This is a genomic window from Rathayibacter sp. SW19 (genome assembly GCF_030866825.1).
Lineage (GTDB): Bacteria > Actinomycetota > Actinomycetes > Actinomycetales > Microbacteriaceae > Rathayibacter_A > Rathayibacter_A soli.
The window spans coordinates 1,633,933-1,647,493 of the sequence record NZ_CP133020.1 but is presented as its reverse complement, the minus strand read 5'-3'; the positions used below and the strand labels follow the sequence as shown (position 1 = coordinate 1,647,493).

The window sequence follows — 13,561 nt, the reverse complement described above, 5'->3', positions numbered from 1 at the left end:
CGTTCGGGCGACCGAGGTCAGTGCCGCTTGCGCTCCTGCGCACGGCGTTGCGCGCGGTTCGTGGGCGCCTCTGTCGCGACCGCATCGGTCTTCTGACCGAATGCACCGCGCCCACCCGACTGCTGGCTCTGCGCCGCTTGCTGACCCTGGGCTTGCTGACCTTGGGCCTGCTGACCCTGAGCTTGCTGTCCTTGGGCCTGCTCGCTGGCCGCGACCTCGCGCAGGCGCGCTCGTTCGGCGCGGTCGGTTGCACCGCGCTCGATCTGACCGCGTGCGTTGCGCACTTCCACGCCGCCGGCGTCGCTCGGAGCGGTGTAGCTCAGCTGCGGCTGATCGGACTCCTCCTGAGTCAGCCCCTTCGCAGCGACACCGGTCACCTCGCCGGATGCCTGGGTGACCTCGACCTCGAGGTTGAACAGAAAGCCGACCGTCTCCTCGCGAATGGCGCCCATCATCTGCTGGAACATCGAGTAGCCTTCGCGCTGGTACTCGACGAGCGGGTCGCGCTGTGCCATCGCACGGAGGCCGATGCCGTCCTTGAGGTAGTCCATCTCGTAGAGGTGGTCGCGCCAGCGTCGGTCGATCACCGACAGCACGACGCGTCGTTCGAGCTCGCGCATGGCGGGCGATCCGAGCTGCTCCTCCCGGTGCTGGTAGGCGATGTGCGCATCCGACAGGATCTCGCGCCGCATGAAGTCACGGTTGATCCTGCCGCGTGCTCCCGCCTCGGAGACCACCTCATCGATCGTCAAGCCGATCGGATACAGCGTTTTCAGCTCGTTCCACAGTGCGTCGAAGTCCCAGTCCTCCGCTGTGCCCTCGCCGGTGTGACCCTCGAGAATGTCGTCGATCACGTCGTCGAGGAACCGCTGAGTGCGCTCGTGCAGGTCGTCGCCCTCGAGCACTCGGCGGCGATCGTCGTAGATCGCTTCACGTTGCCGGTTGAGCACGTCGTCGTACTTGAGCACATTCTTGCGAATCTCCGCGTTTCGCGCCTCGACCTGCGATTGTGCACTGCGGATGGCGCGGCTGACGACCTTGGATTCGATGGCCAGGTCATCGGGCACGTTATTGCGGCTCATCAGGCTTTGCGCTGCGCCTGCGTTGAACAGTCGCATCAGGTCGTCGGTCAGCGACAGGTAGAACCGGCTCTCCCCCGGGTCGCCCTGACGGCCGGAGCGACCGCGCAGCTGGTTGTCGATCCGCCGGGACTCGTGGCGTTCCGTGCCGAGCACATAGAGGCCGCCCGCTTCGATGACCTTGTCGGCCTCTTCACCGACGCCGGCCTTGACCCGATCGAACACGGTATCCCACTCCGCCTCGTATTCATCCGGCGTCTCGATGGGGCTGAGGCCCTTCGCGTTCAGCTCGGCGACGGCAAGGAATTCGGCATTGCCTCCGAGCATGATGTCTGTTCCGCGACCGGCCATGTTCGTGGCGACGGTGACAGAGCCGAGCCGCCCGGCCTGCGCGACGATCGCCGCCTCACGGGCATGGTTCTTCGCGTTCAGCACCTCGTGCCGAACACCCTTCTTCGCCAGCAGGCGGGAGAGATACTCGCTTTTCTCGACACTCGTCGTGCCGACCAGCACCGGCTGACCCTTCTCGTGCCGCCCGACGATGTCCTCGACCACCTGGCCGAACTTCGCCTCCTCGTTCTTGTAGACGAGGTCAGGCTGGTCGATGCGAATCATCGGCTTGTTGGTCGGGATCGGCACGACCCCGATCTTGTAGGTCGACATGAACTCGGCAGCTTCGGTCTCGGCCGTACCGGTCATGCCGGAGAGCTTCTTGTAGAGGCGGAAGTAGTTCTGCAGAGTCACCGTCGCCAGCGTCTGGTTCTCCGCCTTGACCGCGACACCCTCCTTGGCTTCGATCGCCTGGTGGATGCCCTCGTTGTAGCGGCGACCCATCAGGATGCGGCCGGTGTGTTCGTCGACGATCAGAACCTCACCGTTCATCACGACGTAGTCCTTGTCTTTCTTGAACAGCGCGTTCGCCTTGATGGCGTTGTTCAGGAAGGAGATCAGTGGGGTGTTCGCCGATTCGTAGAGGTTGTCGATGCCGAGGTAGTCCTCGACCTTCTCAATTCCGGGCTCGAGCACACCGACGGTGCGCTTCTTCTCGTCGACCTCGTAGTCGACTTCTGCGACCAGTCGAGTGGCCAAGCTCGCGAATTCGTTGAACCACCGGTTGGCTTCGCCGCTTGATGGGCCCGAGATGATCAGCGGCGTGCGTGCCTCGTCGATGAGGATCGAGTCGACTTCGTCGACGATTGCGTAGAAGTGGCCGCGCTGCACCATGTCGGATGCCTGCCAGGCCATGTTGTCGCGCAGGTAGTCGAATCCGAACTCGTTGTTGGTGCCGTAGGTGATATCGGCCGCGTACTGTTCGCGCCGCTCTTCCGGGGTCTGGCCGGCGAGAATCACCCCGGTCGACATGCCGAGGGCACGAAAGACGCGACCCATCAATTCGCTCTGATAGTTCGCCAGGTAGTCGTTGACTGTGACGATGTGCACGCCTCTGGCGGCAATCGCATTGAGATAGGCGGCTGTCGTGGCCACGAGCGTCTTGCCTTCACCGGTTTTCATCTCGGCGATGTTGCCGAGGTGCAGCGCGGCGCCGCCCATGATCTGAACGTCGAAGTGGCGCATTCCAAGCGTGCGCACGGAGGCCTCACGCACGGCGGCAAAGGCTTCAGGCAGTAAGTCGTCGAGCGACTCCCCGTTGGCGTACCGCTCGCGCAATTCGACCGTCTCGTCGCGCAGGTCGTCGTCCGAGAGCTGTTTGAAGTCGTCCTCAAGCGCGTTGACCGCCTTCGCGTAGGCCTGAAGACGACGCAGTGTTCGACCTTCGCCGACACGAAGAACTTTTTCGAGAACTGAGGCCACGGATGCACTCCACTATTCACTCGGGCGCCGTTTGGCGCCTCACGTCTGGTCGGACGCGCGAACACCGACCGCAGCCGGCAACTATAGCAATGTTAGTGGTGTGGCTCTTGTGTTGGCCGAGTAGCGCGAAACGGGCGCGCTACTCGACCAACAAGTCGGTCAGTGAGCGAGCTTCCGGCTGGCTGTTGCGACCTCCTGCAGTTCATCGGCTTCGTCATCCAGGGCGATGACGCCGTAATCCCAACCCTTGCGCCGATACACGACGCTCGGCCGTTCGGTTTCCTGATCGATGAACAGGTAGAAGTCGTGCCCGACGAGTTCCATGTAGTACAGGGCGTCGTCGACGGTCATCGGCACAGATGCGAAGACCTTCTTGCGGATGACGACCGGACTGTAGTCGTCCGCCTCTTCGACTGCCTCAACATTCGACTCCTGCACGGGCACCGCGCCTGTTCGCACCTGTTCCAGTACGGCAACTGGTGCCGGCGTGATGTGCACAGCACTGAACCCGCCAGTGGACGCCTCGCGGAGCGAGGTCGGTCGATGCTGCCCGCGATGCACCTTTCTTCGGTCCTTCGCTCGGCGCACCCGTTCCAGCAGCCGGCCGAGGGCGACATCGTATGCCGCGTATTTGTCCGTGCCTGTCGCCTCAGCTCGCACCACCGGACCCGGCCCGTACAAGGTCATCTCCACCCGGTCTTCGCCGTTCTGACCGGTCGATTTCTCGTTGTGGCGACTCACCTTGATCTCGAGAGCAAGGGCACGATCTGCCAGATGAGAAACCTTTTCAGCCTTCTCGTTCGCGTAGTCGCGAAAGCGATCCGTGATCCCCAGGTTGCGTCCGACGATGCTGATTTCCATGACGTCCTCCCAGATCCGACGTGAGACTCGCCCGGCCGATCAGGGCGAATCTTCCACGCCTTTTCACCAACCGTAGTGCCGCAGTCTCGATAAGTCATCAGGTAGCACCGCGGGTCCACAGCACATGCTCAGCGGAGGCTTTGCCTGCGCTCGGTATTCGCAAGAACCGCCGCCGCGAGCACCACGCCACCCGCCGCCTCGATCGCCCGCCTGGCTTCGCGCAGCGTCGCACCTGTCGTGAGAATGTCGTCGACCAGAATAAAGATCCGACCGCTCAATGTGCGCCGTGCCCGCAGCGAACCGTCTCGGTTTGCGCTGCGCGCATCGATGCCCAGCGCCGCCTGGTCCAGCGTCTGACGCGCGGCCCGCAACGGATGCGACGCCCGCAGGCCCGCGTGCGCCAAGACCAGTTCTGTCGGATGATAGCCACGCACCCGAAACGCCGCCCGAGTCGACGGGATCGTTGCCAATTCAACACGGCCGCGCAGCACCATCGCCGCCGGGTGGCGATCGGCGGTACCGCCGGCGCGCTCGCAGGTGTGAAGCGCACCAGCGACGGCGGCGCGCGCCGCGCGGGCCAGCGCGGGCGCGGCATCCGTTCGACCGCTCTCCTTGACCGCAAGCAGCACGCGCCGCGCAACGCCCTGGTAGCGCAGCCCGCAATGCACCACAAGGGTCCGCTCGTCGCCAACCGCCACCGCCGTCACGTCCGGTTGCAACGCTGCCGCGCACGGCTCGCACAGTGCGCGGTCGTCGAGGCCGCATCCGCTGCACGTTGTCGGTGCAAACACCGCCAGCGCGTCCAGCGCCGCACCGCGCAACGACGTGAGGTCAAGCAGGGGCATCGCACCAGTTTGCCGGGCCGGATGCCTGGGCTCCTACCCTCACACCGCAACCGTGCACACATTCCGCAGGCGTGCCGCTGTTGGGGGGAAGTCCGACCACCAGCGCCGTCGGACCCCGAGGCGGGAAATGGTGCCGGCAGCGCCGTTCGACGGAGATAGTGGCGTTTGAAGGATGCTTTCAGCAGATCGATCCTTCACAGCTGCCTATCTCCTTCAAACCGCCTGCCCCTTCAGCTAGTCGAGCCGCAAAATGCAGGTCTCAGGAGGGCTTGCCCAGCTGGGTGGCCAGGAGGGCGATGCCGCTGCTCTTCTGCTGCCATCCGGTGCCACGAGGCCCCTCGAGCGATTGCTGCGGCGCGAGCACCCAGTACGGTGGCGCATTGTTACCGCCGACGAGCACATTGCCTGCCGCCGGGCCCGAGCTCACAGATTGATCGCCGCCGATCACCTGCGTGACGATTGTCGTCTCGCCATTGGCGTCTGTCGCCAGTGACGCGACCGACAGCTCGTCCAGCCAGGTGAGTGAGCGAGCATTCTTGCCGGTGACGGCACCGAAATCGACCGGGTCGGTCAGATGGTCCGGCCGGTTGGCGTCGCCGCGCACGATTCCGGCTGCCATCACGTGCTGCTCGTTCGCAGTCTGCACCAGCACTGCAACGCGCGTGCCGTCTCGCGAGACGGCGATCGATCGGATCGCAGACGCATCCGGCCAGCCAGGGTCGATAACACTTGAGGTTCCGTCCGCTCCAGTGACCTGCAGTGCGCTCGGATCGTCGGCGGGCACCGACCAGACGAAGCCGAGGTTGTCCAAAGACGGCGCGATCAGACCGGGCCGCGAATCGACGAGTTTCGGGGTGTCGACGCTGGAACGCACATCGTAAACGCCGCGCCCGGTCAGGACGGCCGCCGTGTCGTGGGCGGCGGACAGCGTCACAGCGCTCGGCTGCAGGGCGACGATCTTGTCAGACATGTTCGGCACCGCAGAAACGGTGCTGCCGGAAAGGAAGCCGAACGCTCCGCCCTTGAGCACGAGCGGGTTCACATCGACGACGGGATCCTGCAGCGGAGTGGAACTGCCGAGGTCCGCGACGGAGCGTTCAACGCCGGCGATGCTGATTGTCACCCCTGTGACGCTCGAGACGTTCGCCAGACTCTGGGTGAGCTGCAGTTTCATTCGGCCGAGCGTGAGCGCGGTCGCACTGCCCGACCCGTTCGCCGCACTGTTCAGCGGCACTTGCGCCTGACCGTCTGCCGAGATGCTGACGGAATCGACGGCCAGTTTCGTGCCCTGCGGGAAAGCGGTCACGACAGCTCCTGTGAGCCACTTCGCCGGTCCGGAGACCAGTGCCTTGACTACCCGGGTCTGGGTCGAAGCGCGAGACGGGAACCAGCGCTCGTCCGGCACCAGATAGCGAAAGTCCGGGCTGAAGAAATACAGCGTGTGTGCACTGAAGACGTTCGGAAAGCGCGTCGCGTCGATGACGACACCGTCGGGTGCTTTGGAGATGCGCCACTGCCCGCCCACCTTCTCAAAGGCATACGGCTGGGTCAGAGCGGTCGAAGACTCCGAGCGACGATAGTTACCGTCGACGTCAACGAACGCGGTCGGCGTCACACTGAGTTGCAAGTGCGTCTTGTCGATGACGGACTCCGTTCGCCCGGTTCCCGTGTCGATCGTGACCGACGCATCCGGGTTCCACGTTGAGGAGAACTTCGGTGTCAGAAACTCCTGCGCGACCGCATAACCGTTCTGTGGGCTGACGGCCGCATCGACGAAGCCGCGCAAGATCTCTTTCTGCGTGGCGCCGTTCGACGGGCCGGATGGCAGATAATCGACGGGGCCGAACCCGGCGTCCTGCCCTTGAACGGGCAGGCCCTGTTCGACCGGCCCGGAGCGCGGGATCGTTGCGCAGCCGGTCAGGCCGATCACGAGGAGCGCGGTCAGTGCCGCGAGCATCCGCTTCGCCTTCATGCGGCCACCTCCGCATCGAGCGGCGGCAATGGCAGCGGTGACGCCTCGATCGGTGAGCCGGGCACGCGCGGCAGTGTCAACCGGAAGCACGAGCCTTTTGCGGGGCGTGACCAGACCTCGATCACACCGCCATGCACGCTCGCATCCTCCAGCGAGATCGCCAACCCCAGCCCCGTGCCGCCGATCGTGCGCCGCCGAGACGGATCTGCCCGCCAGAACCGGTCGAACACGTGCGAAATGTCCTGCTCCGTCATGCCGAGGCCGTAGTCGCGCACCGAAATTGCAACGGCGGTCTCATTGCTGTCCACGGTGAGCACGATTGGCTTGCCCTCGCCGTGTTCGATCGCGTTGCCGAGGAGATTCCAGACGATTCTACGGATGCGGCGCGCGTCGATTTCGACATCGAAATAGCCCCCGGGGGCGTCAACCCGCAACGGAGACCCGCCGTTCGCCACGAGTGCGCTCATGCTGTCGGTCGCCTCTTCAACCAGGCGCACCAGGTTCGTCGGCTCCAATTCCAGCGCAACGGACCCGGCGTCGTAGCGGCTGATCTCCAGCAGATCGGAGAGCAGTCGGTCGAAGCGCTCGACCTGCGTGTGCAGAAGTTCCGCGGTGCGGGCCGTCGCCGGCGGGAACGCCTCCCGTTGGTCGTAGATGACGTCGCCGGCGAGCCGGATTGTCGTGAGCGGCGTGCGCAACTCGTGCGAGACATCCGAAACGAATCGTTGTTGCAGTTGCGACAGCGCCGCCAACTGGGTGATCTGCTTCTGCAGGCTGTCGGCCATGCCGTTGAATGATCGCGCGAGCGTGGCTAGCACGTCCTCACCCCGCTCCGGGATGCGCACTTCGAGATCGCCGCCGGCCAAACGCTGGCTCGTCTCGGCCGCAAATCGGATCGGGGCGACGACGAACCGCACCACCACCCAGGTGACTGCTCCGATCAGCAGAATCAGCGCGAGGCCTGCCAGGAGCAGCGTGCGTTGCACGAACAGCAGTGTCTGCTCGGAGTCGCTCAGGTCGTAGCCGATGTACAACTCATATCGTCCAGCGCTCGGCAGTACCAGTTCTGTGCCCACGACGATGCCCGGATCGGTGCTGTCGTCGGATGTCGGCAGCGCCACCGACTGCCCATAAAGCCTGCCATCGGCCTGTTGCACCTGTTTGCGTAATTCCGGTGTGATCAACTTCGACGGCAGCCCGGTCGTTGCGAAGTCGGTCGGTGCGAATGGGTCGCTGGGTTGGCCGGGCTCCCGAAACGCCGCGACGAGCCGCGTCGAGGTCGCCGTCTGGATGCCGCTGCGCGCGGATTCCCACAGGTCCTGCACCGCAGCGGGGTCTGTCGCATCCGCCGCGTCAAGCGTGGCTTGCGCGCTGGTTCGTGCCCTGCCCGAATCCCGGAATGCCTGATCGAGCCGGGATTGATAAAGATCGCTTCCGACGCTGTATGAGACGACAAGGCCGGTCACCAAAATGGCAACGCCCGCGAGAACGACCGTGATGAACGAGGTGCGGAACTGCAGCGAGCCCCGCCACAATCCGGAAATCGTGGCAACCGGTTCACGCCATCCCCGCCAGTCGCGCACCGTGCGCCAGGCCGTGCGGCCCTGCGGGTCGGCATTGCCCTGCCGCACGTGCGGGTCGGCATCGCCCGGCCTGCCGGGCGCGGAGGCGTTGCCCTGCCTGCCGCGTAGAGGGGCGTCGCGCGGCGCTGCGTCGCCCTGCGCTGCGTCGCCCTGACCACGCGCGTTCGCCGTCATGATCCGCTAGGCGACAGCACCGGCCCGATAGCCGACGCCTCGCACAGTCATCACGATCCTGGGGTTGTCCGGGTCGTCCTCGACCTTCGCGCGCAAGCGCTGCACGTGTACATTCACCAGGCGCGTGTCCGCCTTGTAGTGGTAGCCCCATACCTGCTCGAGCAGCATTTCGCGGGTGAAAACCTGCTGCGGTTTCGAGGCAAGAGCAAGTAGCAGATCAAACTCGAGCGGTGTCAGGTTGATCGCCGTCGGCCCTCGGCGCACCTCGTGCGCGGCGATGTCGACTTCCAAGTCGCCGATCTGCAACTGTTCGGATGTCGGCCCAGTCGGAGCAGGCCGCAGTCTCGTGCGAATGCGGGCGACGAGTTCCTTCGGGTTGAAGGGTTTGACCATGTAGTCGTCCGCGCCTGATTCCAACCCTTTCACCACGTCTGCTGTGTCGGATTTCGCCGTCAGCATGATCACCGGCGTACCCGATTCGGCGCGGATGCGCGCACACACCTCGATGCCGTCGAGCCCCGGCAACATCAGATCCAGCAGCACCAGGTCGGGCTTCGAGGTGTGGAAGGCATCGACGGCAAGAGCGCCATCCGCACAGAAGTGCGGTTCGAACCCTTCGGTGCGCAGCACGATGCCGATCATCTCTGCAAGAGCAGTGTCGTCATCGACAACCAGAATGCGAGCGGTCATAGTCCCAACTTCATGGCAGGGTTCGTGCGACTCGGGTGGCACGAACCATCGAACTTCTGGCATAAGAGTAGTCGAGACTGTCTGGGAGCGGCCCAGAGCACCCCCAACGGGCGTCACGATATGCCAGCATTGATCTGATAACGCGAGTGTGAGACGCCCGCGAAGAGAGGGCTGAGGTGACCGACGACCAAAGCTGGCAAGCCCCGGACGACCCGGCCAACGCACCCCGCTTCGGCGGGAACACACCACAGCCACCGAATGCGCCCCCACCGGCCGGCTATCCACCGCCACCACCCGGGTACGGGCCGCCACCCGGATACGCTCCACCGCCACCGGGGTACGGGCCGCCACCACCGGGGTACGGTCCACAGCCGGGTTCCGGCGCGCCGGGCGGCTGGACTCCGCCACCGAAGCCCGGCCTGATCCCGTTGCGGCCGCTCAGTTTCGGCACGCTGATGGGCGCGCCGTTCCAAGTGTTGCGTCGCAACCCGAAGCCGACATTCGGCAGTGCGCTTCTGATCCAGGCCGTCATGGTTATCGCGTCGTTGCTGGTCGTCGGAGCAGCCGTCGCACTCGCGGTCGGCCGCATCGACATGGCGAGTGCGGCCGACCGCGACGCTGTGACGGCCGGAGCGATTGTGTCAATCGCGCTGTCGGCCCTGGTGCCGGTCATGTTGAGCCTGATCGGCTCGGCTCTCCTGCAGGGCGTGATCGTGAACGAGGTCGCCCGCGGCACCGTCGGCGAGAAACTGTCGATGCGGGCGCTCTGGCGCGGCATCGTCGGGCGACGCTGGGCGCTGATCGCGTGGGTACTGCTGATCGCCGCTGCGGTGCTCGTTGTGGCCGCCGTGCTGGGCGGTATCGTCACCGGCCTCGTGCTTCTCGGCCCGGCGGGGATCGCCACGGGCGTGATCGTGGGTATTCTCGCCTTTCTCGGGCTCGCCGTGCTCGCCGTCTGGATCGGCACGAAGATTTCGCTTGTGCCCAGTGTGATCGTGCTCGAGCGCGCGTCGATCCGCGCGTCGATCGGCCGTTCCTGGTCGCTCACGCAGGGCTACTTCTGGCGCACGTTCGGCGTTCAGGCGCTGATGGCCGTCATCTTGAACATCGCCAGCCAGGTGGTCTCCGGAGCCATTTCGATCGTGTTCTCGTTCGTGCTCGTGCTCGTCGCACCAACGGGCACGGACTCGACCGGTGGAATCGCCGCGTCGATCGTGCTGATCGCGGTCTCCTATCTGGTCACCATCCTGATCAGCCTCGTGATCAGTTCGATCACCTCGATCGTGCAATCTGCCGTGACCGCGCTGATCTACATCGACCTGCGGATGCGCAAAGAGGGCTTGGAACTCACGTTGCAGCGTTTCGTCGAGAACCGTCAGGTCGGCACGGTCGGTGCGCAGAACCCGTTCGCGGCACCATCCTCGTTCACCGCTTCGGCCGCGTCATCCGCACAGTACCCGTTCGGCGGGCCCGGCCCGGCGGCACCTCCGTTCGCATGAGCGCACTCGGCACCCTGTTCACGGTCGTCGGCTCGGCCACCGGCGTTCCCGTCGATCCGGATGCGCCGCACGCGCACGACCTGCTCGTCAAGGAGCTGAGCAACCCGGCCTACCAGGCGGCGAAGCCGACCTGGCTCGACCTCGCAGCGCAGGCCATACAAAACTGGCTTGCCTCACTGTTCGCACAGGGATCCGGCGTCACCAGCACGTTCGCGATCGTCGGCATCGTCGTGCTGGTCTGCCTCGCTGCCGGTGCGCTGATCGTCTTCGGCGTCCCCCGGCTCAACCGGCGTGGCGCGCAGGATCACGCGGTTCTCGACCCAGACGATGCGCGCACGGCGGCCGAACTGCGCTCAGCCGCCGCCGCGTCCGCCCGGGCCGGGCTGTGGCGCGAAGCGGTCATCGGTGTGTTCCGGGCGATCACGCGCGGGCTCGCAGAGCGCACCATCGTTGCCGTGCAGCCGGGCACGACCGCGCACGAGGTCGCCGCCCGCGCCGCGGACGCCTTTCCCGAATTGCGCGAACCGTTGGCCAGCGGCGCGAGCATCTTCGACAGCGTGCGCTACCTCGGGCAGCCAGGCACCGCCCAGGATTACGAGCAATTGCGCGAGCTCGACGCGCGACTGAACGCAGCGCATCCGCAGAACCTCGCACAGCTGCAATCCGTTCAGGCCGTGCCATGACCGCGCCCGCGAGCCCCGCGATCGCGAGCCCGGCGATTTCGCTGTCTCCGACGCTGCGCGGCCGGTCGCGTCGCGCACGGTTCTGGATCATCCTCGTGGTGATCGGGCTGGCCACTGCGATCGGTGCGTTCCTGCTGAGCGGCACCGAGCGGGCTGCAGGGCCGGCGCTCGGCGCGGACAATCCGGCGCCAACCGGCGGGATGGCCGTTGCCAACGTGCTCCGGCAGCAAGGCGTGCACGTCGTCACGGCAAGCACACTGGCCCAAGCGGCTGCGGCCGTGCGCTCGGCGTCAGACAGCACCATCCTGATCTACGATCCGAATGCTTACCTCAGCGCTCAAAAGCTGCGCACCCTCGACAACCTCGCAACGACGACGGTGCTCGTGCGGCCCGGCTTCACCGCCCTTCACACGCTGTCACCCGCCGTCACCGCGGCCGGTGCCCCGAAATCCGCGGCAACTGCGCCGCTCGCGCATTGCTCGTTGCCGGCAGCGGTCAAGGCCGGGCGTATTTCGCCTCCGCAGGCCGTCTATCGGGTGCTGAACAGTGCCTACACCGGCTGCTTTCCGACCTCAGATGGAGAATTCGCCCTGGCAGGACTCGATGGCGCCAGAGCGGATGGCACCGGTCACGCCCAGTGGGTCATCGGGTCGACGAGCGTGTTCGACAACCAGAATGTGCTGCGCGACGGCAACGCCGCCCTCGCGTTGAACCTGCTCGGCTCACGCGACACGCTCGTCTGGTATTTGCCGACCCTGGCCGACGTTGACGCGACCGGCCCGCCGAGCCTCGGCGTGCTGACGCCGGGCTGGGTCACGCCCGCAGTGCTACTGATGATCGCCGCAGCGATCTCTGCCGCCGTGTGGCGCGGGCGCCGATTCGGCCCGCTCGTGATCGAGAATCTCCCCGTCGTCGTGCGCGCGGAAGAGACCATGGAGGGCCGCGCTCGGCTGTATCAACGCTCCTCCGCCCGGCTGCGAGCACTCGATGCCCTGCGCATCGGCGCTGCCGGCCGGATCGCCGCCCGCTTGGGGCTCCCGCACACGGCAACAACAACCGAAATTGCGGATGCCGCCGCCGCCCTGACCCACGTCGACGCATTCCCGGTGCGCGACGTGCTGCTGTACGCGGAACCGCGATCCGACACCGAACTCATGCGGCTGTCCGGACAACTGCGCCGGCTGGAAGACGCGGTCGCGGCAGAGACACGTGGTGCCGCGCATCCGGAATCCGACAACCGCCCCGATCGATCGAGCACGGGAGAATAAACCCATGACAGACCCCACCCCGACGCAAGCCACCTCGACGCCAGCCGCCCCAGCGCCAGCCGTCCCGAACCCGTTGCGCGGCGCCCTCGCGCAGGTGCGCACTGAGGTGGGTAAGGCGGTCGTCGGTCAGGACGGTGCGATCACGGGTCTGATCATCGCCCTGCTGGCACGCGGTCACGTGCTCTTGGAGGGTGTCCCCGGCGTCGCGAAAACGCTCCTGGTGCGTGCACTCAGCCAGGCGCTGAGCCTTCAGACGAAGCGGTTGCAGTTCACCCCGGACCTGATGCCGGGCGACGTGACCGGCTCGCTCATCTACGACGCCAAGGCCGGCGAGTTCGAGTTTCGCGAGGGGCCGGTGTTCACGAACATTCTGCTGGCAGACGAGATCAACCGCACGCCGCCGAAGACGCAGTCGGCGCTGCTGGAGGCGATGGAAGAGCGGCAGGTCAGTGCGGACGGCGTCACCCGTCCGCTGCCGCAGCCGTTCATCGTCGCGGCGACGCAGAACCCGATCGAGTACGAAGGCACGTACACGCTGCCGGAGGCGCAGCTCGACCGGTTCCTGCTGAAGCTGAGCCTCGACCTGCCCGAGCGCGACGCCGAGTTCGAGATCCTGCGCAGGCACGCGGCCGGATTCAATCCTCGCGACCTGGCCGGCGCCGGTGTGACGGCAGTGCTCGGGGCAGCCGAGCTTGCGGCGGCGCAGCAGGCGGCAGCATCCGTCGGTGCAGGAGCGGACGTACTGGCCTACATCGTCGATCTGGCGCGCGCGACGCGGCATAGTCCATCCGTTCGGCTGGGGATCAGTCCGCGTGGGTCGACGGCGTTGCTGGCATCCGCAAAGGCTTGGGCCTGGCTCAGCGGCTACGACTGGATCACCCCCGACCACGTGCAGGCCATGGTGCTGCCGGCGTGGCGGCATCGCCTGCAACTGCGGCCGGAAGCCGAACTCGAGGGCGTCTCGGCGGACTCCATCCTGCGCTCGATCGTGCAGCAGGTGCAGGTGCCGCTGTGAGTGCCACGCGGGCACAGTGGCCGGCAGCACGCCGTGTCGCAATACGATGCTGGGCAACACGATGCGCGGCGACATCGGGC

Annotated in this window: 10 protein-coding genes; 4 read left to right on the top strand and 6 right to left on the bottom strand. The window is 65.9% G+C overall.

Annotated elements, in window-relative coordinates:
• Positions 1 to 17 precede the first annotated feature (17 nt).
• The 6 genes from secA to mtrA form a co-directional block, all read right to left on the bottom strand.
• Positions 18 to 2,891: a preprotein translocase subunit SecA gene (secA, locus tag QU604_RS07455; protein WP_308468173.1), complete on the bottom strand. Its 2,874-nt coding sequence runs from the start codon at positions 2,889 to 2,891 to the stop codon at positions 18 to 20.
• 159 nt (positions 2,892 to 3,050) lie between these two features.
• Positions 3,051 to 3,752, bottom strand: coding sequence for a ribosome hibernation-promoting factor, HPF/YfiA family (gene hpf, locus QU604_RS07450; RefSeq protein ID WP_308468172.1), 702 nt, complete (start codon positions 3,750 to 3,752; stop codon positions 3,051 to 3,053).
• Positions 3,753 to 3,880: 128 nt separating this feature from the next.
• Positions 3,881 to 4,597, bottom strand: coding sequence for a ComF family protein (locus tag QU604_RS07445; protein WP_308468171.1), 717 nt, complete (start codon positions 4,595 to 4,597; stop codon positions 3,881 to 3,883).
• A 259-nt stretch (positions 4,598 to 4,856) separates the two neighbouring features.
• A complete protein-coding gene (locus QU604_RS07440; RefSeq protein WP_308468170.1) occupies positions 4,857 to 6,569 on the bottom strand; it encodes an LpqB family beta-propeller domain-containing protein in 1,713 nt (570 codons plus the stop codon).
• A complete protein-coding gene (gene mtrB / locus QU604_RS07435; protein ID WP_308468169.1) occupies positions 6,566 to 8,326 on the bottom strand; it encodes an MtrAB system histidine kinase MtrB in 1,761 nt (586 codons plus the stop codon). The genes QU604_RS07440 and mtrB overlap by 4 nt, the downstream gene beginning before the upstream one ends.
• Before the next feature lie 6 nt (positions 8,327 to 8,332).
• Positions 8,333 to 9,016, bottom strand: a complete 684-nt coding sequence (gene mtrA, locus QU604_RS07430) for an MtrAB system response regulator MtrA (protein ID WP_308468168.1) — start codon at positions 9,014 to 9,016, stop codon at positions 8,333 to 8,335.
• 176 nt (positions 9,017 to 9,192) lie between these two features.
• Here mtrA and QU604_RS07425 point away from each other — a divergent pair, with 176 nt between their 5' ends.
• Genes QU604_RS07425 through QU604_RS07410 form a run of 4 tightly spaced genes read left to right on the top strand, consistent with a single transcriptional unit; the run spans position 9,193 to position 13,481 of the window.
• Positions 9,193 to 10,515, top strand: a complete 1,323-nt coding sequence (locus QU604_RS07425; protein WP_308468167.1) for a glycerophosphodiester phosphodiesterase family protein — start codon at positions 9,193 to 9,195, stop codon at positions 10,513 to 10,515.
• Positions 10,512 to 11,198: a DUF4129 domain-containing protein gene (locus QU604_RS07420; RefSeq protein WP_308468166.1), complete on the top strand. Its 687-nt coding sequence runs from the start codon at positions 10,512 to 10,514 to the stop codon at positions 11,196 to 11,198. The genes QU604_RS07425 and QU604_RS07420 overlap by 4 nt, the downstream gene beginning before the upstream one ends.
• Positions 11,195 to 12,466 carry a DUF4350 domain-containing protein gene (locus QU604_RS07415; RefSeq protein ID WP_308468165.1) on the top strand — a complete coding sequence of 424 codons (1,272 nt, stop codon included), beginning with the start codon at positions 11,195 to 11,197 and terminating at the stop codon, positions 12,464 to 12,466. The genes QU604_RS07420 and QU604_RS07415 overlap by 4 nt, the downstream gene beginning before the upstream one ends.
• A 4-nt stretch (positions 12,467 to 12,470) precedes the next feature.
• Positions 12,471 to 13,481, top strand: coding sequence for an AAA family ATPase (locus QU604_RS07410; RefSeq protein WP_308468164.1), 1,011 nt, complete (start codon positions 12,471 to 12,473; stop codon positions 13,479 to 13,481).
• Positions 13,482 to 13,561 lie beyond the last annotated feature (80 nt).

Bases quoted from the DNA above. Each gene is read 5' to 3' on its own strand.
- QU604_RS07410 (WP_308468164.1), top strand. From the start codon at position 12,471: ATGACAGACCCCACCCCGACGCAAGCCACCTCGACGCCAGCCGCCCCA.
- QU604_RS07420 (WP_308468166.1), top strand. From the start codon at position 10,512: ATGAGCGCACTCGGCACCCTGTTCACGGTCGTCGGCTCGGCCACCGGC.
- mtrB (WP_308468169.1), bottom strand. From the start codon at position 8,326: ATGACGGCGAACGCGCGTGGTCAGGGCGACGCAGCGCAGGGCGACGCA.
- hpf (WP_308468172.1), bottom strand. From the start codon at position 3,752: ATGGAAATCAGCATCGTCGGACGCAACCTGGGGATCACGGATCGCTTT.
- mtrA (WP_308468168.1), bottom strand. From the start codon at position 9,016: ATGACCGCTCGCATTCTGGTTGTCGATGACGACACTGCTCTTGCAGAG.
- QU604_RS07415 (WP_308468165.1), top strand. From the start codon at position 11,195: ATGACCGCGCCCGCGAGCCCCGCGATCGCGAGCCCGGCGATTTCGCTG.
- QU604_RS07440 (WP_308468170.1), bottom strand. From the start codon at position 6,569: ATGAAGGCGAAGCGGATGCTCGCGGCACTGACCGCGCTCCTCGTGATC.
- QU604_RS07445 (WP_308468171.1), bottom strand. From the start codon at position 4,597: ATGCCCCTGCTTGACCTCACGTCGTTGCGCGGTGCGGCGCTGGACGCG.